Source organism: Inquilinus limosus (assembly GCF_051487185.1).
Classification (GTDB): domain Bacteria; phylum Pseudomonadota; class Alphaproteobacteria; order DSM-16000; family Inquilinaceae; genus Inquilinus; species Inquilinus limosus_F.
In genome coordinates this window covers 196,811-221,813 of record NZ_JAHVDK010000002.1, presented here as the reverse complement: position 1 = coordinate 221,813, position 25,003 = coordinate 196,811, and the positions used below count along the sequence as shown (strand labels likewise).

The 25,003-nt window shown below is 69.4% G+C and carries 23 protein-coding genes; 11 read left to right on the top strand and 12 right to left on the bottom strand.

Translation table 11 applies throughout. The features are described 5' to 3' along the window. Positions 1-23 precede the first annotated feature (23 nt). The 4 genes from KXR53_RS02940 to KXR53_RS02925 all read left to right on the top strand — a co-directional run bounded on the left by KXR53_RS02940 (position 24) and on the right by KXR53_RS02925 (position 6,679). Positions 24-2,573 (top strand): AMP-binding protein, encoded by a 2,550-nt coding sequence (locus KXR53_RS02940; RefSeq protein WP_437373220.1) that lies wholly within the window; start codon positions 24-26, stop codon positions 2,571-2,573. 5 nt (positions 2,574-2,578) lie between these two features. After that, the gene (locus KXR53_RS02935; RefSeq protein WP_437373219.1) at positions 2,579-3,850 is read left to right on the top strand and encodes a cytochrome P450; all 1,272 of its coding nucleotides are present in this window, start codon (positions 2,579-2,581) and stop codon (positions 3,848-3,850) included. Between the two features lie 5 nt (positions 3,851-3,855). Then, on the top strand, positions 3,856-5,058 hold the full coding sequence (locus KXR53_RS02930; protein ID WP_437373217.1) for a cytochrome P450: 1,203 nt from the start codon (positions 3,856-3,858) through the stop codon (positions 5,056-5,058). A gap of 133 nt (positions 5,059-5,191) precedes the next feature. Continuing rightward, positions 5,192-6,679, top strand: a complete 1,488-nt coding sequence (locus tag KXR53_RS02925) for an MDR family MFS transporter (protein ID WP_437373216.1) — start codon at positions 5,192-5,194, stop codon at positions 6,677-6,679. Positions 6,680-6,816: 137 nt separating this feature from the next. On the opposite strand, the gene KXR53_RS02920 is transcribed toward KXR53_RS02925, so the two are convergent. Beyond that, on the bottom strand, positions 6,817-7,734 hold the full coding sequence (locus tag KXR53_RS02920; protein WP_437373215.1) for a LysR family transcriptional regulator: 918 nt from the start codon (positions 7,732-7,734) through the stop codon (positions 6,817-6,819). Positions 7,735-8,010: 276 nt separating this feature from the next. On the opposite strand from KXR53_RS02920, the gene KXR53_RS02915 reads away from it, so the two are divergent. Further along, positions 8,011-8,535, top strand: coding sequence for an Hsp20/alpha crystallin family protein (locus KXR53_RS02915; RefSeq protein WP_437373214.1), 525 nt, complete (start codon positions 8,011-8,013; stop codon positions 8,533-8,535). Positions 8,536-8,584: 49 nt separating this feature from the next. On the opposite strand, the gene KXR53_RS02910 is transcribed toward KXR53_RS02915, so the two are convergent. Further along, positions 8,585-9,472, bottom strand: a complete 888-nt coding sequence (locus tag KXR53_RS02910) for a LysR family transcriptional regulator (RefSeq protein ID WP_437373213.1) — start codon at positions 9,470-9,472, stop codon at positions 8,585-8,587. A 96-nt stretch (positions 9,473-9,568) separates the two neighbouring features. On the opposite strand from KXR53_RS02910, the gene KXR53_RS02905 reads away from it, so the two are divergent. Genes KXR53_RS02905 through KXR53_RS02895 form a run of 3 tightly spaced genes read left to right on the top strand, consistent with a single transcriptional unit; the run spans position 9,569 to position 11,501 of the window. Continuing rightward, positions 9,569-10,315 carry a GNAT family N-acetyltransferase gene (locus KXR53_RS02905; RefSeq protein ID WP_437373211.1) on the top strand — a complete coding sequence of 249 codons (747 nt, stop codon included), beginning with the start codon at positions 9,569-9,571 and terminating at the stop codon, positions 10,313-10,315. Further along, entirely contained in the window at positions 10,312-11,253 is a 942-nt protein-coding gene (locus KXR53_RS02900) for an MFS transporter (protein ID WP_437373209.1), read from the top strand. The genes KXR53_RS02905 and KXR53_RS02900 overlap by 4 nt, the downstream gene beginning before the upstream one ends. Further along, complete coding sequence (locus KXR53_RS02895) at positions 11,154-11,501, top strand: hypothetical protein (protein WP_437373207.1); 348 nt, start codon at positions 11,154-11,156, stop codon at positions 11,499-11,501. The genes KXR53_RS02900 and KXR53_RS02895 overlap by 100 nt, the downstream gene beginning before the upstream one ends. Here KXR53_RS02895 and KXR53_RS02890 read toward each other — a convergent pair. From KXR53_RS02890 to KXR53_RS02860, 7 genes are all read right to left on the bottom strand, one after another. Then, complete coding sequence (locus KXR53_RS02890) at positions 11,498-12,364, bottom strand: LysR family transcriptional regulator (RefSeq protein ID WP_437373205.1); 867 nt, start codon at positions 12,362-12,364, stop codon at positions 11,498-11,500. The two genes, KXR53_RS02895 and KXR53_RS02890, sit on opposite strands and share 4 nt — an antisense overlap. Positions 12,365-12,601: 237 nt before the next feature. Then, positions 12,602-14,806 carry an aldehyde oxidoreductase molybdenum-binding subunit PaoC gene (gene paoC / locus KXR53_RS02885; protein WP_437373203.1) on the bottom strand — a complete coding sequence of 735 codons (2,205 nt, stop codon included), beginning with the start codon at positions 14,804-14,806 and terminating at the stop codon, positions 12,602-12,604. 3 nt (positions 14,807-14,809) lie between these two features. Then, complete coding sequence (locus tag KXR53_RS02880) at positions 14,810-15,760, bottom strand: FAD binding domain-containing protein (protein ID WP_437373201.1); 951 nt, start codon at positions 15,758-15,760, stop codon at positions 14,810-14,812. After that, positions 15,757-16,368 (bottom strand): aldehyde dehydrogenase iron-sulfur subunit PaoA, encoded by a 612-nt coding sequence (gene paoA / locus KXR53_RS02875; protein WP_437373199.1) that lies wholly within the window; start codon positions 16,366-16,368, stop codon positions 15,757-15,759. The genes KXR53_RS02880 and paoA overlap by 4 nt, the downstream gene beginning before the upstream one ends. A gap of 201 nt (positions 16,369-16,569) precedes the next feature. After that, positions 16,570-17,805: an MFS transporter gene (locus KXR53_RS02870; protein ID WP_437373197.1), complete on the bottom strand. Its 1,236-nt coding sequence runs from the start codon at positions 17,803-17,805 to the stop codon at positions 16,570-16,572. A gap of 451 nt (positions 17,806-18,256) precedes the next feature. After that, a complete protein-coding gene (locus KXR53_RS02865; RefSeq protein WP_437373195.1) occupies positions 18,257-19,105 on the bottom strand; it encodes a hypothetical protein in 849 nt (282 codons plus the stop codon). A 190-nt stretch (positions 19,106-19,295) separates the two neighbouring features. Then, positions 19,296-19,625, bottom strand: a complete 330-nt coding sequence (locus KXR53_RS02860) for an ArsR/SmtB family transcription factor (RefSeq protein ID WP_437373193.1) — start codon at positions 19,623-19,625, stop codon at positions 19,296-19,298. A 123-nt stretch (positions 19,626-19,748) separates the two neighbouring features. Between KXR53_RS02860 and KXR53_RS02855 the strand changes: the two genes are divergently transcribed. After that, entirely contained in the window at positions 19,749-20,930 is a 1,182-nt protein-coding gene (locus KXR53_RS02855; protein ID WP_437373191.1) for an MFS transporter, read from the top strand. A gap of 7 nt (positions 20,931-20,937) precedes the next feature. Here the strand turns inward: KXR53_RS02855 and KXR53_RS02850 are convergent, their stop codons facing one another. Continuing rightward, positions 20,938-21,507, bottom strand: coding sequence for a GNAT family N-acetyltransferase (locus tag KXR53_RS02850; protein ID WP_437373189.1), 570 nt, complete (start codon positions 21,505-21,507; stop codon positions 20,938-20,940). Positions 21,508-21,649: 142 nt separating this feature from the next. Between KXR53_RS02850 and wrbA the strand changes: the two genes are divergently transcribed. Both wrbA and KXR53_RS02840 read left to right on the top strand, forming a co-directional pair. After that, positions 21,650-22,249: an NAD(P)H:quinone oxidoreductase gene (gene wrbA, locus KXR53_RS02845; protein WP_437373187.1), complete on the top strand. Its 600-nt coding sequence runs from the start codon at positions 21,650-21,652 to the stop codon at positions 22,247-22,249. Between the two features lie 282 nt (positions 22,250-22,531). Further along, positions 22,532-23,521 (top strand): glutathione S-transferase family protein, encoded by a 990-nt coding sequence (locus tag KXR53_RS02840; RefSeq protein WP_437373185.1) that lies wholly within the window; start codon positions 22,532-22,534, stop codon positions 23,519-23,521. Between the two features lie 6 nt (positions 23,522-23,527). Here the strand turns inward: KXR53_RS02840 and KXR53_RS02835 are convergent, their stop codons facing one another. After that, positions 23,528-23,926 carry a low affinity iron permease family protein gene (locus KXR53_RS02835; protein WP_437373183.1) on the bottom strand — a complete coding sequence of 133 codons (399 nt, stop codon included), beginning with the start codon at positions 23,924-23,926 and terminating at the stop codon, positions 23,528-23,530. A gap of 235 nt (positions 23,927-24,161) precedes the next feature. Continuing rightward, positions 24,162-24,986 carry an ABC transporter substrate-binding protein gene (locus KXR53_RS02830; RefSeq protein ID WP_437373181.1) on the bottom strand — a complete coding sequence of 275 codons (825 nt, stop codon included), beginning with the start codon at positions 24,984-24,986 and terminating at the stop codon, positions 24,162-24,164. Between the last annotated feature and the right edge of the window lie 17 nt (positions 24,987-25,003).

Genomic DNA, 25,003 nt, shown 5'->3' with positions numbered 1-25,003 from the left:
GCCGGGCACGGGGGAGAACGGAGATGGATAGCCCGGCATCCGCCATTGCCCGGGACGTGGGCAGGCCCGGGCTCCAGCACATTCTGCGAGAACGCGCGCGGTCGACGCCGACCGCGACCGCCGTCTCGTTCCTCAGCTATCCCAACGGGCAGCAGCAAACCCGGATTCTCAGCTACAGCCAGCTCGATCGCCGCGCCGGTTCCATCGCCGCCCGGCTGCTGGAGCGGGCCGCCCCCGGCGACCGGATCCTCCTGGCCCACGATCCCGGCCTGGCCTTCGTCGAGGCGTTCTTCGGCTGCCTCTACGCCGGCCTGGTCGCGGTCCCGCTCGCCCCGACCCATGCGCGCGATCCGGTGCGGATGGCGGCGGTCGCCAGGGACGCAGGCGCGCAGGTCCTGCTGCTGACCGGCGCACAGGTCGCCCGCTTCTCCGTGCCGGAGGATTCTCCTCTGACGATCCTGGACAGCGAGAGCCTGGCCGAGACGGAAGGCCACGCCTTTCTGGAGGCGCATCCGGACCGGGATCCCCTGGCCTTCCTGCAATACACCTCGGGCACCACCGGCGCCCCGAAGGGCGTAATGGTGCGCCAGAGCGGCCTGCTGACCAATCTCGGCCAGATCTGCGCCGCAGTCCAGATCGAGGTGCAGAGCTCAGGGGTCAGCTGGCTGCCGCATTATCACGATATGGGGCTGATCGCCGGGATCCTGACGCCGATCTACGCCGGCTATCCGGTCGCGCTGATGTCGCCCCTGAGCTTCCTGCAGCATCCGATCCGCTGGCTCAGGGCCATACACCATTACGGCCGCCGCTACGGCGAGATGATCTGCGGCGGGCCCAGCTTCGCCTACCAGCACTGCGTCGAGCGGGTGCCGGAGGAGTTGCGGAGCGGCCTGGACCTGTCCTGCTGGCGCATCGCCTTCTGCGGTGCCGAGCCGATCCGGGCCGAGACGCTGGACCGGTTCAGCCGGAGCTTTGCCGCGAACGGCTTCCGCGCTTCGAGCTTCTATCCTTGTTACGGCATGGCGGAGGCGACGCTCTTTCTCAGCGGCGGCCGGCCGGGCCAGGGAGCGCCTGCCGGGGACTTCGACCCGGTCGCGTTGGAGCAAGGGGAGGCCCGGCTGCACGATCCCGCCGCCGCCTCGGCACCGCGCCGCCTGGTCGGCTGCGGCGTCCCGAGCCCGGACACCGATATCCGCATCGTCGACGGCCAAAGGCAGGAGGTGCCGGAGGGGCGGATCGGCGAGATCTGGGCCAGCGGCCCCGGGATCGCCTCCGGCTACTGGGGCAAGGACGAGGCGACGCGCGAGACCTTCGCCGCCGCCCTGCCGCAGGCCCCCGGCAAGACGTTCCTGCGCACGGGCGATCTCGGCTTCCTCCATGAGGGCGAGCTGTTCATCAGCGGCCGGGCCAAGGACCTGATCATCATCGCCGGCCGCAACATCGCGCCGCAGGATCTGGAATGGACCGCCCAGGCGAGCCACCCGGCCGTGGTCCAGGCCGCCGCCTTCCCCGTGCTCCGCGACGGGACGGAGGGAGCGGCCATGGTGGCCGAGGTCGAGCGTCGCGGCACCGCCGTGGATGTCGTGGAGGTCAGCGCCGCGATCCGGCGGGCGGTCGCCGCGGCCCATGACGTGCCTCTGGCGGCGCTGGCCCTGGTCCGCCCCGGCCTTCTGCCCCGGACCACCAGCGGCAAGCTGGCGCGCCGCCAGTGCCAGCGCGACTACGCCGAAGGCCGGCTCAACCTGCTCCATCGCTGGCAGCCCGGCGCCGCTGCGACCGGAACCGGCACGGCGCTGCCGGAGACGCCCTGGCTGCTGCGCCGGGCGCCCCATCCCGGCCCCGCCCTGCGGCTGTTCTGCTTTCCCTATGGCGGCGGCAGCGCCAGCGCCTATGCCCGCTGGTTCCGGCATTTCGGCGAGGATGTCGAGGTCTGCCCGATCCTGCTGCCGGGCTGGGAGACCCGCCTCGCGGAGGAGCCGATCCGTCGTATCGAGCCCCTCCTCGCGCTGTTCGAGGATCTCGCGCCGAGGCAGGCCGGAATCCCCTTCGCCTTCTTCGGCTTCTGTCTGGGGGCGCACACCGCCTATGCCGTCGCCCGCCATCTGCAGCGCAAAGGTCTTCCGGGACCAGCCAGCCTGATCCTCGCGGCGAAGCACGCGCCCTCTCGGCGCCCGAAGCCGGCGGTCCCGACCCACCGGCTCGACGACCGGGGTTTCCTCGAGCACACCCTGCGGCTGATGCAACCGCCGCCCATTATTCTCAACAATCCCGACGCCCTGCATCGGTCACTGAATCTGCTTCGGGCATCGGCCGAGGCGGACGAGACGATGGAGTTCGCGGAGGGGCCGCCGCTGGACTGCCCGGTCACGGTCATCGGCAGCCGGGAGGACTGGTGGGTAACGATCGAAGACCTTGTGCCATGGATAGAGGCCAGCACGGGCCGCTTCACGCTGCAGATGGTCGACGGCCCGCACAACTTCTTCTACGAGCAGCAGGACACAATCCTGGCACAGGTCGTCCATGAATTGGCGCTGCTGAAAGCGTTTCAGTCGCAGAGGGCGCAGGCATGTTGAGGTATATGAACCCCGTCTCCTCCCGAGACCTGCCGGAGAGCTTCTTCCGGACCTACGACCACCACACGCCGGACTGCATACGCGAGCTGCACAACATGGCCCGGCAGGCGCATGAGAGGTGCCCGGTCTTCCGCTCCGACAGCCATGGCGGCTTCTACGTCGTCACCCGCTACGACGACATCATGGAGGTCGCGTGCAACCCGGCCATCTTCTCGTCGCGGCGCGGCTTCGAGATCCCCGAAGCCCGCGCGCCGATGCTGATTCCGCTCCACTGCGATCCTCCAGAGGTGACCGAGTACCGGCGCCTGCTCCATCCATACCTCACGGCCAGTGCTGTCGAGGGCCTCAGGGAAGACTTGCGGACCATCGTCATGCAGCGGATCGAGGACAGGCTGGGGCAAGGACGGCTCGACGTCATTCCAGACCTCGCCTTGCCGGCATCCGCCTCCATGGCCCTGAAGATCATCGGCTTCGATCCCGAACTCTGGGACGAATACGCGATGGCCTATCACAACCATATCTTCCGTCTGGTGCCGCCGGACCTCTCGTTCCATCAGATCTACCGGCTTTCATTGCGCATCATCGAGGATATCCGGCGGTTTCGAGAGGCACCCGCTGCCGGAACGCTCCTCTCCGATCTCCTGACCAAGAAATTTCGAGGGCGCCCGCTGACCGATGGGGAACTGACGGCCATCGTCAGCGCGCTGATCGTCGGCGGCACCGAGACCGTCCAGGCGACGATCGGCATGATGCTCGTCTATCTCGACGAGAACCCCGAGCAGCGGCAGCGATTGATCGAAAATCCGGGTCTGATTCCGAACGCGGTCGAGGAGCTTCTGCGAGTTCTGGCTACGCAGCCCGGCATGGCCCGCACGGTCACGAAGGACTACGTGCTCGGCGGCGTCCCTTTGAGCAAGGGGGACAAAGTCCTTCTCCTCTGGGCGGCGGCGAATTTCGACGCCGACAAGTTTCCCTCACCCTTCGAGGTCGATTTCTGCCGCCCCTCCAACTCACACCTGACCTTCGGGGCAGGAAGCCACAAATGCATCGGCCTGCACCTCGCCCGGATGGAGCTTGCGGTGTGTCTCGAAGTCATTCTCCAAAGAATCCCGAACTATCGCGTAAGACGCGATCAGTTGCGCGCGGCGCCGGGTTGTTCGCTGATCTTCGGCTTCGAGAGCGTCCCGATCGAATTTGAAGCGGAGCGGTCACCCGAACGACACGTTGTCTGCCCCAATCGCACAGGGGGCAGGTCGCAGGCAGCGCCGACATGCTGAGGTTCATGAACCCTTTCTCCTCCGAGGACCTGCCCGAGGACTTCTTCCGGACCTACGACCACCACGCGCCGGATCATGTGCGCGAACTGCAGACCATGGCGCGGCAGTCGCACGAGAAGTGCCCGGTCTTCCGTTCCGACAGCCATGGCGGCTTCCATGTCGTCACCCGCTACGACGACATCATGGAGGTCGTGCGCAACCCGGCGGTGTTCTCGTCCCGGCGCGGCTTCGAGATCCCGGAGCACCGCGCCCCCAGCCTGATCCCGTTCCACTACGACCCGCCGGAGGCGACCGAGTACAGGCGCCTCCTCAACCCGCATTTCTCGCCGAAGGCGGTCGCGGATCTTCGCGACGAGGTCCGCTCGATCGTGCTGCGCCGGATCGAGGACAAACGGCACCAGGGCCGCCTCGACGTCATCGCCGACTTGGCGCGGCCGGTCACCGCATCGAGCATCCTGACGATCATCGGCTTCGACCCGGAGCTCTGGACCGAATACGCCGTTCCCTATCACGATCTCGTCTTCCGTCTGGTGCCGCCGGATGTCGCCTATCGGCAGCTCTATGCCCTGTCGCAGCGCATTGCCGCGGATATCCGGCGGTTCCGGGAGGCGCCTCTCCCGGGGACCCTGATGGCGGATCTCCTGGTCAAGGAGTTCCAGGGGCGGCCCCTCACCGACGAGGAGCTCGGCTCGATCGTCGCCACCCTGCTCAGCGCCGGGTCGGAAACGGCCCAGGCCTCGATCGGCACCGCGGTCGTCTATCTCGACGAGAACCCCGACCAGCGCCGCCGGCTGCTCGCCGAGCCAGCGCTGATCCTGGGCGCGGTCGAGGAGCTCCTGCGCGTCCTGGCGGCGCAGCCCTGCATCGCCCGCACGGTGACGGCGGACACCACGCTCGCCGGCGTCAGGCTGAGGAAGGGCGACAAGATCCTCCTGTCCTGGGCGGCGGGCAATCTCGACGGCACCAGGTTCCCGTCACCCTTCGAGGTGGATTTCCGTCGCCGCCCCAACCCGCATCTCAGCTTCGGCGCGGGGATCCACAAATGCCTCGGCATGCACCTGGCGCGCATGGAGATCGCCGTGTGCCTCGAGGAGATCCTCGACAGGCTTCCGGAGTATCGAGTGCGGCACGACCAGCTGCGCCCGGCCCCGGACTGCTCGGTCGTCTTCGGCTTCGAGAGGGTGCCGATCGAGTTCGACGCCGCGTGAGTCGCCACGCCCTGCGCAGCAACGCAGCGCCCGATCCGCAAGGCTGCTCCCGGCCATTCGCCGCCCTCCCCGCTCCCTTGAGCCGCTAGGATGGCGTGCCCCGACTCGCGCGGGGCGGGAGGAAGCGGCAAGAATGAATCTCAGCCAGTCCGAGATCCACACCATCGTGCTCGGCGCCCTGCTGGCGCTGTTCCTGTCGGCGCTGGACCAGACCATCGTCGCCACCGCGCTCCCGTCGATCGGGCGCGAGCTCGGCGATTTCGAGCTGATCTCCTGGGTCGTCACCAGCTACCTGCTGACCTCGACCTGCGCCACGCCGATCCTCGGCAAGCTCAGCGACCTGTACGGCCGCCGGCTGATGCTGCTGGCCTGCCTGGTCGTGTTCCTGATCGCCTCGGCGCTGTGCGCCCTCTCCTCCTCCATGACCATGCTGATCGCGGCCCGGGCGCTGCAGGGGCTGGGCGGCGGCGGGCTGCTGACCCTGGCGCAGACCGTGATCGCCGACGTGGTGGCGCCGCGCGAGCGGGGCCGCTACGCCGCCTACTTCGCCACGGTCTGGGCCGGCTCCGCCCTGATCGGCCCGACGCTGGGCGGCGTCCTGACGCAATATGCCGGCTGGCCCTGGATCTTCTGGATCAACCTGCCGCTCGGCCTCGTGGCCCTGGCCATCGTCGAGCGGTCGCTGCGCAAGCTGCCGGTGCCGCGGGTGCGGTCGCGGATCGACTTCACCTCTGTCGGCCTGCTCTCCCTCGGCACCGTGGCCCTGCTGCTGGGCCTGTCCTGGGGCGGCACGGCCTTCCCCTGGGCCTCGACGCCGGTCGTCGCCGCGGCAGCGGTGGCCGCCGGCGGAAGCTGGCTGTTCTTCCGCCGCCAGGCGCGGGTGGAGGAGCCGGTGCTGCCGCCCCGCTTCCTGGGCGACGCCGTGGTCGGTCCGGTGCTGCTGTCGGTCTTCCTGGCCTTCGGCGGCTATCTGGCGCTGGCGGTGCTGGCGCCGACCTATCTGCAGGTGGCGCTGCGGGCCGAGACCGGCGAGGTCGGGCTGATGATGATCCCGCTGATGGTCTCGACCACCGTCACCGCCTCGCTGTCGGGCCGCTACATCACCCGCACCGGCACCTATCGCCGGCCGCCGGTGATCGGGCTGCCGGTCGCGATACTGGCGGTGCTGGCGCTGGCCGCGGTGGCGACCCAGGCCACGCCGCTCGTCGCCTCCGGCCTCCTGATGATCGTCGGGCTCGGCGTCGGGCCGATCTTCCCGGCCAGCATGGTGGCGGCGCAGAACGCGGCGCCGGTGCGCGACCTCGGCGCGGTGACCGGCGCCGTCGGCTTCTCCCGCGCCCTCGGCGGCGCCGTCCTGGTCGCCGCGGGGACGACCCTGGTGCTGGGGCTGATCGTCGCCTGGAGCCCCTCCGTCGCCTCGGTCTCGGGGCTGGAGGAGCTGGTGCGCCGGCCGCTGACCGAGGCCGAGCGCGGCGACGTGGCCCGCGCCTTCGCCGTGCTGTTCGCGGCGGTGGCGGCGGTCTTCGCGCTCAGCATGTTGGCCTATATGCGGGTGGAGCATCGGCCGCTGCGCAGCCAGACCCATAGCGGCAGCGAAGGCGGCGGGGCGGGTCAGGGCTGATACCGACGAGCCGGGCCTGTTGAAAAATCCACAACTTCGTCATCCCCGCGCAAGCGGGATCTCGTCACGCACTGACCGGAAGAGATTCCCGCTTTCGCGGGAATGACAGCAAAGGGAGGGAGCACGACCCGCGGCTCTCAACGCACCGGCCGCCTCTCCCAGATCGGCTCCCTGGCGAAGCGCTCGACCAGGAAGTCCACCACCGCGCGCACCTTGGGCGCCAGGTTGCGGTTGTGCGGCCAGACCGCATAGATCGCGCCGAACGGGTTCTCGTAGTCGGTCAAGAGCGGTACCAGGCGCCCGGCGGCGATGTCGGGGCCGACGATGAAGTCGGGCGACAGCGCCACCCCCGCGCCGGCCAGCAGCGCCGCCAGGGTCACCTCGGCGCTGTTGGCGCGCAGCCTTCCGTCGACCCGCACCGTTTCCACCCGGCCATCCGGGCCGACGAACTCCCATTCATTCTGGTCCGTGGCGTAGCTGTAGAGGACGCAGTCGTGGCGGGTGAGATCGGCCGGCACGCGGGGCACGCCGTGCCGTTCGAGATAGGCCGGCGCGGCGCAGACCAGCCGACGGCAGGGGGCGAGGCGACGGGCCACCAGGCTCGAATCCTGCAGCCGGGTGATGCGGATCACCAGGTCGAAGCCTTCGGCCACGACGTCGACGAAGCGGTCCTCGAAGATCGCCTCGACCCGCAGCTCGGGCCAGCGCGCCAGCATCTCCGGCACCAGCGGCGCCACATATTCCCGGCCGAAGCTGGCGGGCGCGTTCAGCCGCAGCACGCCGCGCGGCTCGGCCGAGAGATGGGTGATCGCCCGCTCCGCCTCCTCCACCTCGCGGGCGACGCGCAGGCAGCGTTCGTAGAAGTCCTGCCCGGCGTCGGTCGGGCTCAAGGTGCGTGTGGTGCGGTTCAGCAGCCGGGCGCCCAGCCGGTCCTCCAGCTTGGCGATCTGCTTGCTGACCGCGGATTTCGACAGGCCGAGCCGCGCCGCCGCGGCCGAGAAGCTGCGGCTGTCGACGACCTGGGCGAAAACGATCATGGCGCCGGGCATGTCCATGGTTCGCAAGCTCCATGAGCCGCGCTCCGGGGTCAATGATCGAAAGACCGGTCCGTTCGCAACGCAGCGGAGCGATCCGGCACGGCGTGATAGAATGTCTCTCTAGAGCATTGTAATTTCGTGACTTTTGCCCTTGAAAACCCACCCTGTCATCCCCATGTATTGGTCACGCCGGTTGCCTGCCCTGCCGGGGACCGGCGGTCCTGAGGGAGCTCCGGCTCTCCGGACCACCCTCAGCCCATGTTGCTCGTGTCGAGGATATGGAAGGAGGACCAAATGATGCGTGATCTGATTCCGTGGGGCCGCGGCGGCCGTTCGGCGATGCCCTATCGCGAGGACGAGAGCCCGCTCCTGTCGCTGCATCGGGAGATGAACCGTCTGTTCGATGAGGCTTTCCGCGGCTTCGATGCGCCCTCGCTGTTCGGCCGCACGGCTTGGCCGAACCTGGAGGTGACCGAGAATGACAAGGCCGTGACCGTGTGTGCCGAGATTCCCGGCCTGACCGAGAAGGATGTCGAAGTCACCCTCGCCGAGGGGATCCTGAGCATCCGCGGTGAGAAGAAGTCCGAGGTCGAGGACAAGGAGCGTCACTTCAGCGAGCGCAGCTATGGCCGCTTCGAGCGGCAGATCGCGATCGGCCGCGAGGTCGATGAGGATAAGGTCGAGGCGACGTTCAGGAACGGCGTCCTGACCGTCACCCTGCCGAAGACCGCGCCTGCCCAGAGTAAGATGCGCCGCATCACCGTCAGCGGCGAGAAGAAGGCGGGCGAGAAGAAGGCGGGCGAGAAGAAGGCGGCCTGATCAACTGATGCCAGATAGCGCCGGACGGTTCGCGCCGCCCGGCGCTTTCCTATGAGCGCTCCGCTGCCGCCTGCTGCAGCGCCGCGATGGTCTCGCGCAGGCCGCGGGCCAGCGGCTTGTCGCGGCGCAGCACCAGGCCGAGACGGCGGTGGAGCCGCGGCGACAGCGGATGGGCGGTCAGCCCCGGCGCCTGTGCCACCGCCATGCTCGGCAGCACGGCGCAGCCGAGGCCGGCGCCGACCAGCTCCTTGATCGCCTCGACGCTGCCCAGCTCCATCACCGGCTTCGGGCTGATCCCGGCCCGCGCGAACCAATCGTCGACGATGCGCCGCGTGTGCCCGCCCGGCTCGTACAGCACCACCGGGCGGCCGGCCAGCGCCGCCGGGGTCACCATCGGCGGCAGGTCGTCGGCCTCGGCCGGGGCGACGGCGACGAACTCCTCCTCCATCAGCGGCGTCACCGAAAAGGCGCGGCCCGGCGCTGGCAGGGTGACGAGGCCGAGGTCGAGCGCGTTCTCCTCCAGGAGGCGCAGGATGCCGGCCGTGTTGCCGGTGCTGACCACGATCTCCAGCGACGGCAGCCGCCGCCGCAGCGCCCGCAGCACCGGCGGCAGCAGATAGATGCAGGCGGTGGCGCCGGTGCCGAGACGCACCCGCCCGGCGGCGCCGCTGGCATGTTCCGCCATCGCGTCGACGGCCGCCGCGACCTCGGCCTCGATCCGCCCGGCATGGACCAGCAGCTCACGCCCCGCCGCGGTCGGCGTCGCCCGCCGCCCGACCCGCTCCACCAGCCGGACGCCGAGCCGGGCCTCGAGCTGCCGGATCTGCAGGCTGACCGCCGGCTGGGTCAGGTTCAGCCGGGCCGCGGCGCCGGAGAAGCTGCTGGCCCGGACCACCTCGGCGAAGGTGCGGAGCTGGTCGAGGTTGAGTTCGCGCATTCAAAGAAACCCTTATCATCTGCATTGAATATCCAAATTTCCCTTATCCGTCACAAAGCTGCAATCTCGTCGCGTCCGCCACCACGGCCGTGTCCGATGCCTTGCCTGTCCTTATCCGAGATGCTGCACTGGCTCGCCGGGTCGCCGCAGTCGCGCCGGCGCCAGGTCGAGATCCTGCGCGGGCTCGACGACCGGCGCCTCGCCGATCTCGGCATCACCCGCGGCGAGGCGCTGCGCGGACGCCCCGACCCCGACCGAGAGACCGAACCGATCATGCCCGACCGTCACCTCGCCTTCCCGCCCACCCCGATCATCGTCCGCGACGCGGCCGAGGCGGACCTGCCGGCGGTGCAGGCGATCTACGCCCGCCACGTGCTGCACGGCCTGGCCAGCTTCGAGGAGACGCCGCCGGACGTGGCCGAGCTGGCGGCGCGGCGGGCGGCGGTGCTGGCCCAGGGCCTGCCCTATCTGGCGGCCGAGATCGAGGGCTGGCTGGTCGGCTATGCCTATGCCGGCGCCTATCGGCCGCGCCCGGCCTATCGCTACACGGTCGAGGATTCGGTCTATGTCGCCGACGGCCAGGCCGGCCGCGGCATCGGCCGGGCCCTCCTGGCGGCGCTGATCGAGCGCTGCGAGGCGGGCCCCTGGCGGCAGATGGTCGCCGTGATCGGCGACAGCGGCAACACCGGCTCGATCACGCTGCATGAGCGGCTCGGCTTCCGGCGGGTCGGCCTGCTCCCGTCGGTCGGATTCAAGTTCGGCCGCTGGGTCGACAGCGTGCTGATGCAGCGGGCGCTCGGCCCCGGCGACGCCACCCCGCCCCTGTCGGGCCGCGGGGCGTGATCCGCCGCAGCGCCGTGCTGTGCCTCGGCCTGGCGCAGCTGATCAGCTGGGGCACCACCTACTACCTGATCGGCGGCTTCGGCCCGCGGATCATCGCCGAGACGGGCTGGAGCCACACCCTGGTGCATGGCGGCTTTTCCGCCGCCCTGCTGGTGATGGGGCTGTCCTCCGCCCGGATCGGGCGGTTGATCGACCGCCTGGGTGGCCGGGCGGTAATGACGGCGGGATCGGTGCTGTCGGCCCTCGGCTGCGTCGGCCTCGCCCTGGCGCGCGACCCGCTGCCCTATTACGCCGCCTGGCTGGTGCTCGGCCTGGCGATGCGCTGCACCCTCTACGACGCCGCCTTCGCCGCGCTGGCGCGGATCGGCGGGCCGGAGGCACGCAGGCCGATGGCGCAGATCACCCTGCTCGGCGGCCTGGCGTCGACCGCATTCTGGCCGATCGGCGAGAGCCTGGCGTCCGCCTTCGGCTGGCGCGGCGCGGTCTTCGCCTATGCCGGCTTCGCCCTGCTCACGGTGCCGCTGCACCTCGCCCTGCCCGCCGGCAGCCACAATTATAGCGCGCGGCCGCGGCATGCGGCGCCCGCCCCCTTGGCCGGAAGCCGGCGCGAGCACTGGATCGCCGGCGCGCTCTACGCCCTGATCGTGACCCTGACCAACATCCTGAATGCCGGCATGTCGGCGCATATGATCGGCATCCTGGCCGGGCTGGGCCTGGCGGCGCCGGTCGCGGTGTGGATCGCGACTTTGCGCGGCATCGGCCAGTCCGGCGCCCGGCTGGCCGAGGTGCTGTTCGGCGGCGGGCTGTCGCCGCTGGCGCTGACCGTGGGGCGGCCGCCGTGCTGCCGGTCTGCTTCCTGGCCGGGCTGTGGGGCGGGCAGGTGCCGGCGGCGGCGATCGCCTTCGCCTTCCTCTACGGCGCCGGCAACGGCCTCCTGACCATCACCCGCGGCACGCTGCCCCTGGTGCTGTTCGATCCGCGCCGCTACGGCGCCATCGCCGGTCGGCTCTTGGTGCCGGGCTTCCTCTGCTCCGCCGCCGCGCCGATCGCCTATGCCGCGCTGATCGAATGGGCGGGCGAGGCCGCGGCGCTGTGGCTCTCCGCCGCGCTGGCGGCCGTCACCCTGGCCGCGGCGGCGGGGCTGAGCGCCACCTTTCGCACCGGCCGGGCCGCGTTCCGAGCCTAGCCCCGGTGGCGCAGCGCCTCGACCAGCAGGCCGAACGCCGCCGAAGACTGGCGCCGGCTCGGGTAGTACAGGTGATAGCCCGACCAGGGCGGCGACCAGCCTTCGAGCAGCCTTTCCAGTCGGCCCGCGGCGAGATGGGGCAGTGCCAGATCCTCCGGCACATAGGCCAGGCCGAAACCCGACACCGCGGCCTTCAGGACCTGGAAAACGCCGTTGAAGACCAGCTGGCCCTCCACGCGCACCTTGAGCTCGCGGCCGTCCCGTTCGAACTCCCAAGCGTATAAGCCGCCATAGGTGGGAAGGCGCTGATTGATGCAGCTGTGCGCCAACAGGTCCTGCGGCGTCCGTGGCCGCGGCCGGTTCGCGAGATACGATTTGGCGCCGACCACGGCAAAGCGGATATCGGGGCCGATGCGCACCGCGATCATGTCGCGGGCGACCTGCTCGCCCATGCGCACGCCGGCGTCGTAGCGCTCCGCGACGATGTCGGTCAGCCCGTTGTCAATGGCGACCTCGACCTTGATGTCGGGATAGTTCGGCAGGAACTTCTCCAGCTTCGGCCAGAGGATCGTTTCGGCCGGGTGGTCGCCGGCGGTGATGCGGATCGTGCCGGCGGGCTTTTCCCGGAGCTCGCTGACCGCCGCCAACTCGGCATCGATCTCCTCCAGCCGCGGGGCGACGGTGCGCAGCAGCCGTTCGCCGGCTTCGGTCAGGCCGACGCTCCGGGTTGTCCGGGTCAGGAGCCGGATGCCGAGGCGGGCCTCGAGCTGGCGGATGGTCTGGCTCAGCGCCGATTGCGAGACGCCCAGCTTCGCCGCGGCGTTGGTGAAGCTCCGCTCCCGCGCCACCGCGACGAGAACCACCAGGTCATCCAGGCTGCCGCGCTGCATTCATCGCCGACGCTTATAGGTCCGAGTGGATTATACCAGAAGGTCCTGAACTGATCGTCATCCCGTGCGCGTTGCGGCGCGGAGTGCCGCAGCGCAGACACGGGATCTCGGTGCCAGTCTCGAAGAGATCCCGGTTCTGCGGCGCATCACTCCGTGCTGCGCCGCGCCCGGGATGACGAGGTGGCAAGAGTCCGATGACGAGCCCTTTGATCAAACCACCTCCGGCAGCCGGTCGAGGAACTTGTCGAGCGTGATCGGATAGTCGCGGACGCGCACGCCGGTGGCGTTGGTGATCGCGTTGGCGACGGCCGCGCCGACCCCGCAGATGCCGAGCTCGCCGACGCCCTTGGCCTTCATCGGCGAGGCGATCGGATCGGTCTCGTCGAGGAAGATCACCTCCTGGTGCGGGATGTCGGCATGGACCGGCACCTCGTAGCCGGCGAGGTCGTGGTTGACGAAGAAGCCGTGCCGCTTGTCGACCGCGAGCTCCTCCATCAGCGCCGCCCCGACGCCCATGGTCATTCCGCCGATCACCTGGCTGCGCGCCGATTTCGGGTTGAGGATGCGGCCCGCGGCGCACACCGCCAGCATCCGCCGCACACGGATCTCGCCGGTGGCGGCGTCGACCGCCGCCTCGACGAAATGCGCCCCGAAGGTCGATTGCTGGTACCGCTTGTCGAGATCGCCGTACTCGATCATGTCCTCGGCGACGAGACCCTCCGCACCGGCGGCTTCGCCCAGCGGAACGTTGCGGTTGCCGGCGCGGACCACGCCGTCGGCGAAGACCGCGTCGGCGGAGTTGAAGCCGAGCTTCGTCGCCACCGCCTCGCGCAGCTTCACGCAGGCGGCATAGACGCCGGAGGTCGAGTTGGCGGCGCCGAACTGCCCGCCCGAGCCGCACGAGACCGGGAAGCGGGAGTCCCCCAGACGGACCACGACCTTGTGCAGCGGCACGCCCATCATCTCCGCCGCGGTCTGGGCGATGATGGTGTAGCTGCCGGTGCCGATGTCGGTCATGTCGGTCTCGACCGTCACATCCCCGCGATGGTCGAGCCGGACGCGGGCGCCGGACTTCATCAGCAGGTTGTTGCGGAGCGCGGCAGCCACGCCCATGCCGACCAGCCAGCGCCCGTCGCGAGTCCGGCCGGGCTGCGGGTTGCGCCGGTCCCAGCCGAAACGCTCCGCGCCCGTGCGCAGGCACTCGACGAGGCGGCGCTGCGAGAAGGGCCTTTCGGGATTCTCGGGATCGACCTGGGTGTCGTTGAGGATGCGGAACTCGACCGGGTCGAGGCCGAGCTTCTCCGCCATCTGGTCGATCGCGACCTCCAGCGCCATCAGGCCCGGCGCCTCGCCCGGCGCCCGCATGGCGTTGCCCTCCGGCAGATCGAGCACCGCGAGCCGCGTCGCCGTCATCCGGTCGGCGCCGGCATAGAGCAGCCGGGTCTGGTAGACCGCGGCCTCCGGCCCGCCGCCCGGCAGGTCGCCCGACCAGCTCTCGTGGCCGATCGCGGTGATCCTGCCGTCCCGGGTGGCGCCGATGCGGATGCGCTGGATCGTCGCCGGACGGTGCGTGGTGTTGTTCATCACGAACGGCCGCGGCAGCGCCAGCTTCACCGGCCGCCGCGCGGCGCGGGCGCCGAGGGCCGCGAGCAGCGCATCGGACCGCAGGAACAGCTTCCCGCCGAAGCCGCCGCCGATGAAGGGCGAGACCAGGCGGATATTCTCCTTCGGAATGCCGAGCGTCTTCGCCACGTCGCCCACGCCCCAGTCGATCATCTGGTTCGAGGTCCAGAGCGTCAGCTTGTCGCCGTCCCAGGCCGCGATCGAGGCATACGGCTCCATCATCGCGTGCGACTGGTCGGGCGTGGTGTAGGTCTCATCGAGCTGGACCGGCGCCGCGGCGAAGGCGCCGGCGAAGTCGCCGACGGCGGAGTCGGCCGGGCCGCCGAACCCGGCTTTCTCGATGGCGGAGTCCTTCGCCGCCGCAAGATCGAAGGCGCCCTCGGCCCGGGCATAGTCGACGCGGACCAGCTGCGCCGCGGCGCGGGCCTGCTCGAAGGTCTCCGCGACGACCACCGCGATCGCCTGGTGATAGTGCTGGATCTCGGGGCCGCCGAGCAGCCTGGCCGTGTTGAAGTCGCCCTTGCCGAGCGTGCCGGCGTTCTCCGCGGTGACGATGGCGATCACCCCGGGCGCGGCCTTCGCATCGCCGAGGTCGATCGAGGCGATCCGGCCCTTGGCGATGGCGGCGCCGACCACATAGCCATAGGCCGGGTTGCGCACGGCATCGTGCCGCTCATAGGCATAGGGCGCCGTGCCCGTGGTCTTGAGCGGGCCGTCGATCCGGTCGGTCGGTCGGCCGACGACCTGGAGCCGGTCGATCGGATTGGTGGTGGCGGGGGTGTCGAACTTCATGTCTCAGGCCCTCGCTTCGGCCAGCACCGCGGCGAGCGTGCGCTCGGCCAGCGGCAGCTTGAAGGCGTTCTCAGGGGTCGGCTTGGCGCCGGCGAGCAACTGTTCCGTGACGGCCTTGGCGCCGCGCGGCAGCTCGGCCTCGGCGGCCTCGACGCGCCACGGCTTGTGGGCGACTCCGCCCAGGGCGACGCGCCCGGTGCCGTCGGGCTGCACGATCGCGCCGACCGAGACCAGCGCGAAGGCGTAGGAGGCCCGGTCGCGCACCTTGTGATAGATCTGCGTGCCGCCGACCGGCCTGGGCAGCGTGACCGCGGTGATCAGCTCCCCGGCTTCGAGCGCCGTCTCGATCTGCGGCGTGTCGCCGGGCAGGCGGTGGAACTCGGCGATCGGGATGCTGCGCGTCGCGCCGTCGGCCTTCACGGTCTCGACCGTCGCGTCGAGCGCGCGCATCGCCACCGCCATGTCGCTCGGATGGGTCGCGATGCAGGCCTCGCTGGTGCCCACCACGGCATGCTGACGGCTGAACCCGCCGATCGCGGCGCAGCCGCTGCCGGGCTGGCGTTTGTTGCACGGCTGGTTGGTGTCGTAGAAGTACGGGCAGCGCGTGCGCTGCAGCAGATTGCCCGCGGTCGTCGCCTTGTTGCGCAGCTGGCCGGAGGCGCCGGCGAGCAGCGCCCGCGACAGCAGGCCGTAGTCGCGCCGCACGCGCTCATCGGCGGCGAGGTCGGTGTTGCGCACCAGCGCGCCGATGCGCAGGCCGCCCTCCGGCGTCGCCTCGACTTTGTCGAGCGCGAGGCCGTTCACGTCGACGAGATGCGTCGGCGTCTCGATCTCAAGCTTCATCAGGTCGAGCAGGTTGGTGCCGCCGGCGATGAACCTGGCGCCTTCGGTGCGCGCGGCCGCAGCGGCGGCCTCGGCGGGGGTGCGGGCGCGCTCATAGGTGAAGGATCTCATGCCTCCCTCCCCGCGACCTCGGTGATCGCCTCGACGATGTTGGAATACGCGCCGCAACGGCAGATGTTGCCGCTCATCCGCTCCCGCAGCTCGGCCTCGGTGAATTGCGGCCGGGCGGTGAGGTCGGCGCTCACATGGCTGGGGATTCCGGCCTTGATCTCGTCCAGCATCGCCACGGCCGAGCAGATCTGGCCCGGCGTGCAGTAGCCGCACTGGTAGCCGTCGTGCTTGACGAAGGCGGCCTGCATCGGATGCAGGCTGTCGGGCACGCCCAGCCCTTCGATCGTGGTGACGCTGTCGCCCTCATGCATGATCGCCAGCGTCAGGCAGGCGTTGATCCGCCGGCCGTCGACCAGCACCGTGCAGGCGCCGCACTGGCCGTGATCGCAGCCCTTCTTGGTGCCGGTGAGGTGCAGGTGCTCGCGCAAGGCGTCGAGCAGCGTGGTCCGGGTGTCCAGCTCGAGGTGACGGACCTGGCCGTTCACCGAGAAGGACACCTTCGACAAGGTCTGCGCGCCGGCGGCGCCGGCCTGCGCCTCGGCGACGGACGGCGCCGCCGTCATCGCCGCGGAAGCGGCGGTTCCAATCATCAGATCGCGCCGCGTCATCGCGAGCTCTCCAGGGTGGTGCATGTGGCGTCCCAATCTGTTCTTGGTCGGCTGTTGGTGACCGGCCGCCGACCGGTCACGATTGCCTTGGCGGCAGCCCAGGCGTCGGGGCGACCTCGCTGCGCGAAGGTCGCGGCCGCTCCGCCCTGCGAATGTGGCGGGGGAATTGGCGTATGATTAGGGGCCCGGATCCGAATGAGCTTATAAGCACCCCTTCTTAATGGGGCCTATCATCGCTTGCCTCGAAGACCGGCTCCGCCGGAACGCCGGCTCATGAACGCCAGCAACGCCGAGCCGCACAGAAGCGGCGCTTGCGCCGAAGGTGGCCTGGTAGCCGCTCAGGTCGAACAGCAGCCCGCCGAACGAAGCGCCCGCGGTGATCGCCAGCTGAATGGTGGCGACCATCAGCCCACCGCCGGCTTCCGCATCGTCCGGCAGCGTCCGGCTCAGCCAGGTTCCCCAGCCGACGGGCGCCGATGTGCCGAGCAGGCCCCATCCGCCCAACAGCACCGCGCCCCCCAGCGGCCAGTGGCCCAGCGCGATCAGCGCGACGGCGATCGCGGCCATGCCCAGTGGGATCGCGATCAGGACGCCGTGGAGATGCGCCTTCAGGGCGAAGCCGATCAGATAGGTTCCGACCAGACCCGCGACGCCGAGGACCAGCAGGATCAGGGACAGCGTCGAGACGTCCACGCGCGTCACCGTCTCGAGGAACGGCCGCAGATAGGTGAACAGCGCGAACTGCCCCATGAACAGAAGCATGACCGCCAGCATGCCGGACGGTACCTGCGGGCGACGCAGGACCCTGAACACGGCCCCGGCGTCGAACCGGCGCGCCGACGGCATCGACGGCAGGCTCGCCATCTGCCAGGCGAAGGTCAGGGCGGCCAAGGGGACCACACAGAAGAAGGCGCCCCGCCACCCGAGATAGGTGCCGAGGAAGCTGCCGAGCGGCGCCGCCACCGTCGTCGCCAGCGCGTTGCCGCCATTCAGGACGGCCAGCGCGCGCGGCACGGCATCCGCGGGTACGAGGCGCATGACCGTGGCCGTGGACATCGACCAGAAGCCGCCGATCGCGACCCCGAGAAGCGCGCGCCCGGTCATCAGGACGGCGAAGTTCGGCGCGAGGGCCACGATCGCGCCCGAAGCGACCATCAGCATGGTGAAGGAGAGCAGCACGATGCGGCGATCGAGCCGGCGCGTGGCCGCCGACACGAAGAGGCTGGTCAGGACGGCGAAGATGCCGGACACGGAAATCGCCTGGCCCGCCTGCCCTTCGGTCATGTGAAGATCGGAGGCGATCGGGGTCAGGAGGCTGACCGGCATGAATTCCGATGCGATGAGCGCCGAAACGCAGAGCGTCATCGCGAAGACCGCCCCCCAGGCCGGGGGACGCGAGGATATGACGTCGCTTTCCGCGGCGATTGGCACGCTCATCGATGTCCTCGAGACTGCTGAACTGCTTAACGGTCGCGGGCCAGCCGCTAACCGCGGGCGCGGTCGGTTCGGAGGCCTGCCGGATCAGCAGCGGGATATAGAGGGCGCCGTGGCTGGCGATTAGCCGGCAAGATATGCATGAACTTAGAAGCCGGCCTTATAAGAGGCCGCAAGCGCGGCGTCTTGTTGCCACCAGTGCCGGCTTTAGGGAATGTCTGACTCACAGATCCTTCGGCACTATCCGATTGCCTCTCCCGCGTGCGGGAGAGGTCGGAGACGCGAAGCGGCTCCGGGTGAGGGGAGTTTGTCGAGGCCGGGACCAGCCCTCACCCGGACATCCTGGCGGATGTCCGACCTCTCCCGCGTCCGGCGGGAGAGGCAATACAAAGCCAGCCGCATCGGCCACACGCCGTCCGATGCCCCAGAACCGTATCAATTGTGCGGCAGGATATTATGCCGAACGGGCCCAGTAGGCCTCGCGGCGATCCACCACCAGGTCGTGGCGCGGGCTGCGGCCGACATCCTTCCGGTCGCCCTTGACGTGGTCCATGAAGCGGCCGAGGCAGGAGTTGATCAGCACGTGCTTGGCGCGCGCGCCGATGCCGTCGGCGATGTCGTGCGACCTGTGGCCGGCTTGCTCCATCTGGCGGCGCACCACGTCGAACAGATAGGCGTCGTGGAACTCGTACTGCCGGAACAGCTCGTCCTCGGTGTACAGCCGCTCGAAGGCCGCCAGCATCTGCCGCGTCGCCGGGTGGCGCAGGTTGTAGGCGATGAAGCCGCACTCCGAATAGGTCGGCCGCTTCAGGCAGCCGACGAAGCAGTCCGGCGGGACGAAGCTCTCCAGCTCCTCCCAGCGCGGCGCGGCGAAGAACAGGCTGTCGGCGTCGACCCAGATCAGCACGTCGGTGTCGGTGTGGGCGGCGGCGTGGAAGATGGCGAAGGCCTTGTGAGCGAAGCGCACCGCATCCCAGCGGAATCCCGATCCCCAGTTCCGCTCGCCCAGCTTGATCCGGTTCTTGTAAGGGTTGCGCGACAGCCGGAAGCGGTAGCGCTGGGTCTGGCCATGCGCCAGCGGGTTGTCGGCGTGCCGGCGCTTGAACGCGACCAAGTCCGGGCAGCTCTCGATCAGATCCCGCACGATGATCCGGTCGCTCGGCACCTCCGGTTCGAAATTCTCCTGATAAAGGATCAGGGGAATCGCCTCCGGCCAATGCCGATCGAAGGTTTCGATCATGCGTTGGCCGTACTCGGCGTAGCCGGCAGCGTGGCAGGTGGTGACGACTGAGAATGTCCGCATGGGCTCGGGTCAGGGCGACGTAGGATCGCCGTCATCTGGATTGCGCAGGATCTTCGGGCTCGAAACGCTCGGAGGCGCGCTGCGTTCCCGAAGCTTTGCAGTGCGGGACCATAGCGGTTCGGATCGCCGCCGGTGAAATTACCCTTTGGTAATGGGGAAATGCGCGGCCGTCCGCTGGCCGCGGAGCCCGCTATGACGCCGCTCCGGCCCCCTTCGTCCTGCGCGCATTTGTCACGACCGAGTCGAGCAGCCCCGGGAACTTCGCCTCGAGATCGTCCAGCCGCAGCGAGATGAAGCGCTGCGTCCCCTCGATCCGCGTCCGGGTGACGCCGGCCTCGCGCAGTTTGGCGTAGTGGTAGGACAGGGCGGTTTTGGTGGCGGCGTCGCCGAAGCTGCTGCAGGAGACCTCGCCCACCTCGGACAGCGTGACCACGATCCCCAGCCGGGTCGGGTCGCTGAGCGCGGCCAGGATGGTCACGAGATCGAGCTGGTCGCGATTGGGATGGTAGGGCGGACGCATGCCGCAGATCTAGTCGATCCGCCCCGGCCGTTCAATGTTCAATGACTTTTGAACAATCCGCTTGACGGGCGCTCCGGAAGCAGCGGTATAGTTCAACAATCATTGAACAATGGAACATCCTCGATGCCCGCCTCCCTGGTCTGGCTCGCGATCGGCGCCTTCGCCATCGGCACCGAAGCCCTGATGATCGCCGGGCTGCTGCCGGCGATCGCCGCGGATTTCCACAGCTCCGTCGCCGCGGCGGGGCAGTTGATCACCATCTTCGCCCTCGCCTATGCCGTCGGCTCGCCGATCCTCTCGGCCCTGCTCGGCGGCCTCGACCGGCGCCGTCTGCTGGTCTTCGCCCTGCTCGCCTTCACCCTGGCCAACCTGCTGGCGGCGGTGAGCCAGAGCCTGTGGCAGCTGGTCGCCGCCCGGGTGCTGCTGGCGCTCAGCGCCGGGCTGTTCATGCCGACCGCCTATGCCGTCGCCGCCTCCCTGGTTCCGCCCGACCGGCGCGGCCGGGCGATCGCCACGGTGACCAGCGGCATGACCATCGCGACCGCGCTGGGCGTGCCGCTCGGCGCCTGGATCGGCAGCCATGCCGACTGGCGGTCGACCTTCCTGATCGTCGCCGGCCTCGGCCTGGCCGGGGTGGCGGGGCTGCGCTTCGGCCTGCCGGCGAAGCTGCCGCTCGGCGCCTCGACGCTGGCCGAGCGGCTGGCCGTCGCCCGCCGGCCGGCGGTGCTGCAGGCCCTGCTGGTGACCTTCTTCTGGATCGCCGCGGCCTTCGTCCTCTACACCTTCATCGCGCCCTATCTGGAGCGCACGGCCGGTCTCGGCCCCGACGGCGTCAGCCTGATGCTGTTCCTGTTCGGCGTCGGCTCCGCCATCGGCAACGCCATCGGCGGCCAACTCACCGACCGGATCGGCCCGGTCCGGCTGCAGCTCGGCGCCCTCGCCGTCCTCACGCTCGCCCTGGCCGGCCTGTCCGCCGCCACCGCCCTGCCGGCCGGCCAGGCGCTGGTCGCGGTGGTGCCGCTGATGCTGGCCTGGGCCGTCGCCGGCTGGGCCTTCCACCCGGCGCAGACGACGCGGCTGATCCGGCTGGCGCCGGAGGTCGGGATGATCGCGGCGTCGCTCAACGCCTCGGCGCTCTATGCCGGCATCGCCTTCGGCTCGGCGCTGGGGGCCGCGACCCTGGCCTGGGGCGGCGTCACCATCCTCGGCTGGGTCGGCGCTCTGTCCGCCGCGATCGCCCTCGCCCTGCTGGCGGCGACGGCGCGGCGCCGGGCGGCCTCCCCGGCCGCGAGCCAGCCGGCGTGAAGGACGCTCACCCTTCGGCCGCCTGCCGCCGGCGATAGGCCCGCCACTCCTCGCGGGTGATCTCCCACAGCTCGGAGGTCAGGCGGCCGGAGACATAGTCCTTCTCCACCGTCGCGATCACCCGCATGCCGCATTTCTCCGAGATCCGGCGCGACGCCGTGTTCTCGATCGCCTTGGGTACGCGCAGCACGGGGAAGCCGAGATCCTCGAACCAGTAGTCCGTCACCCGGTCGCTGGCCTCGGTCATCAGGCCCTGGCCCTGCCAGGGCAGGCCGAGCCAGAAGCCGCGATTCTCGGTCTCCCCGGCGATCAGACTAATGCAGCCGATCAGCTGGTCCAGAGCGGTCCTGAGGCGCAGCGACCAATGCCAGGACTCACCCCGCGCCATGCCGGGCAGCAGCACATCGCGCAGATGGGTCAGCGCCCCGTTCGGCGGATACGGCCAGGGAACCTGGGCGTTGAGATGGCGCACGATCTCCCAATGCGGGAACAGCCGCTGCACCGCCGCGGCGTCGGCGAGCTCAAGCGGGCGAAGGATGAGACGGCGGGTCTCGAGGACGGGGATCGTGGTCGTCATGCGGGAACGATAGCAGATCACCGGACCCGATCGTCTCCTTCCGGGAAACAATCCTGTTCCGCATCGGCGGGTTATCCCGCTTCGCCCCGAAGGTTACCTTTCACCCGCAGCACAGGCTGCCTGCTCGAAGGGAAACCATCCGATGACGAAGGTCCTGGTCCTCTACTACAGCTCCTACGGCCATATCGAAACCATGGCGACGGCGGTGGCCGAAGGCGTCCGCGAGGCGGGCGGCGAGCCCACGATCAAGCGCGTGCCCGAGCTGGTGCCGGAGGAGATCGCCCGTGCCTCCCATTTCAAGCTCGACCAGGCGGCGCCGATCGCCACCATCGACGAGCTGGCCGATTACGACGCCATCATCTTCGGCGTCCCGACCCGCTTCGGCATGATGGCCGCGCAGATGAAGAACTTCCTCGACCAGGCCGGCGGCTTGTGGATGAAGGGCGCCCTGATCGGCAAGCCCGGCAGCGTCTTCACCTCGTCCGCCACCCAGCATGGCGGCCAGGAATCGACCATCCTGAACTTCCACACCGTGCTGCTGCACCAGGGCATGGTGGTGGTCGGCCTGCCCTATTCCTTCCAGGGCCAGATGACGCTGGACGAGATCACCGGCGGGTCGCCTTACGGCGCGTCGACCATCGCCGGCGGCCAGGGCCAGCGCCAGCCGAGCGCCAACGAGCTCGCCGCCGCCCGCTTCCAGGGCGCGCATGTCACGAAGATCGCCTCGAAGCTGAGAGGCTGAGGCCGTAGGATCAAGGCAATCGCTTAAGCTGTGTATGTCGGCGCCTTGCATCGCCTCTCCCGCGTGGCGGGAGAGGTCGGGCTCGCGCAGCGAGACCGGGTGAGGGCTGGTCCCGGCCTCGACAAAATCCCCTCACCCGGAGCCGCTTCGCGTCTCCGACCTCTCCCGCAAGCGGGAGAGGCAATCGGACAGCGCCCCATGCGCTACCGGAGACGCTGCAAGCAATTGCACTAACTGTAGAATGGCACCGCCAAGTCCGCCCGGCGGCCGAAGGAGGAGACGATGGGTCTGCTGATCGAAGGCCGCTGGACCGACCAGTGGTACGACACGAAATCGACCGGCGGGCGCTTCGTGCGGCAGGAGAGCGCCTTCCGCGGCAAGGTGACGGCCGACGGCAGCTCCGGCTTCAAAGCCGAGCCCGACCGCTATCATCTCTACGTCTCCTACGCCTGCCCCTGGGCGCACCGCACCCTGATCGTGCGGGCGCTGAAGAAGCTGGAGGACGTGATCTCGGTCGATGTGGTCGACCCGTTCATGGGCGCCCAGGGCTGGACCTTCGACGACATCCGCACCGGCATCCGGTCGCCCGGCGCGACCGGCGACCGGGTCAATGGCAAGGCCGCGCTGCACGAGGTCTACACCCTGGCCAAGCCGGACTACACCGGCCGGGTCACAGTGCCGGTGCTGTGGGACAAGCAGACCCGCGCGATCGTGAACAATGAATCGGCCGAGATCATCCGGATGCTGAATTCGGAGTTCGACGAATGGGCCGAACGGTCGGTCGATCTATCGCCGGCCGATCTGCTGCCCCAGATCGATGCGATCAACGCCGAGGTTTACGATCGCGTGAACAACGGCGTGTACAAGGCCGGCTTCGCCACCGACCAGGCGGTCTATGAGGAGGCGGTGACCGGGCTGTTCGAGATGCTGGACCGGCTGGAGGCCCATCTGTCGGCGCATCGCTGGCTGGTCGGCGACCAGCTGACCGAGGCCGACATCCGGCTGTTCACCACCCTGCTGCGCTTCGACCCGGTCTATCACGGCCACTTCAAGTGCAACCTGCGGGCGCTGCGGGAATACCCGGCGCTGTGGGGCTTCACCCGCGAGATCGCGCAGCTGCCCGGCGTGGCCGCGACGATCGAGATGACGCACATCAAGCGGCACTATTACGAGAGCCACCGCACCATCAACCCGACCGGCATCGTGCCGAAGGGCCCGGTGCTGGACCTGACGGCGCCGCACGGCCGGGAGCAGCTGCCGGAGATGCGCTGACAGCGATCACGCCGGCTCGGACCGGCTGGCACCTCTTTTTCGGCGCTCCTCCTCCGCCAGCTTCTCGTACTCCTCGCGGATCTGGCGGATCTCCTCCTCGGAATGCTCCTCGAGGTCGAGCAGCGAGTTGCGGGCCGTCTTGGTGGCGCGGATCAGCTCGTCCAGCTTGATCTGCAGCGCGGCGGTGTCGCGGTTCTGAGTGCTCTGGATCAGGAACACCATCAGGAAGGTCACGATCGTCGTAGCGGTGTTCACCGTGAGCTGCCAGGAGTCGGAAAAGCCGACGAACGGCCCGACCGCGGCCCAGACGATTATCACGCCCGCCGCCACGCTGAAGGTGGCGGGATGGCCAGCGAATTGCGAGATCCGGGTGGCGAAGCGGTCAAACCAGGGACTGTCCTTCACGGCATCCTCCGGACAAAGGTGGATGCCATGAGAACAGGGCGACCGAGCGGCGCGTGCCGGACCGGGGGCGGTACCGGCTGGAGGATTGAGGTGCGTGGAGGTCCTCCGGGCCCCCCAAGCTGTCATGCCCGGGCTTGACCCGGGCATCCAGTGGGTGTCGACGCTCTCTGGATTGCCGCGTCAAGCCCGGCAATGACAATCAGGGGTTGGCCTGCCCTAGCTATGGGCAGGACGATCACTTCCCCTGGTTCAGCGCCACCGGCAGCTTGTTGGCCTGCAGGCCGTACTTGGCCAGGATCTGGTCGTAGGTGCCGTCGGCCTGCAGCTTCTCCACCGCCGCCTTCACCGCGTCGCGCAGCTGCGGCTCGCTCTTCAGCACCGGGATGCCGACCAGGGACTCCGTGAAAGCCTCGCCGATCGGCACGTAGGTGTTGGGCTCCAGCGTCTGGAAATAGGGCAGCGTCTCGTTGCCCTGGGCCGCGGCCTGCAGGCGCTGGGTCTTCAGCTGGGTGCGGGCGTCGGCCGAGCCTTCGGTGCCGACCACGGTGATCGCCGGCTTGCCCTTGGCGACGCAGTTGGCGTCGCTCCACTCGCCGATCTGCTGCGGCCAGTTGGTCGAACGGCTGGCGCCCACCGTCTTGCCGCACAGATCGTCGGTCGACTTGATCTCACCCGCCAGGGCCGTGATCGTGTAGAACTGCGCGCCGGATTTCATGTAGTCGACGAAATCGGCGATGTCGCGCCGCGCCGGCGTGTCGCTCATCCCCGCCATCACCATGTCGATACGCCCGGTCTGCAGCGACGGCAGCATCTGGGCGAAGGCGATCTCCTGGAACTCGACCTCGACGCCGAGCTGCTTGGCGATCGCCTTGGCGAGGTCGATGTCGACGCCCTGCAGCTCGTTCGTCGCCGGGTCCTTGAAGATGATCGGCGGGTAGTTGTTATTGGTGCCGACGACGATCTTGCCGGCCTGCTTGATCCGGGCCGGCAGGTCCTGGGCGCCGGCCGGCATCGCGGCGAGAACGGCCGCGGCGGCGGCGAGCAGGGCGAAACGGGTCATGGTGAGCCTCTCCTGTT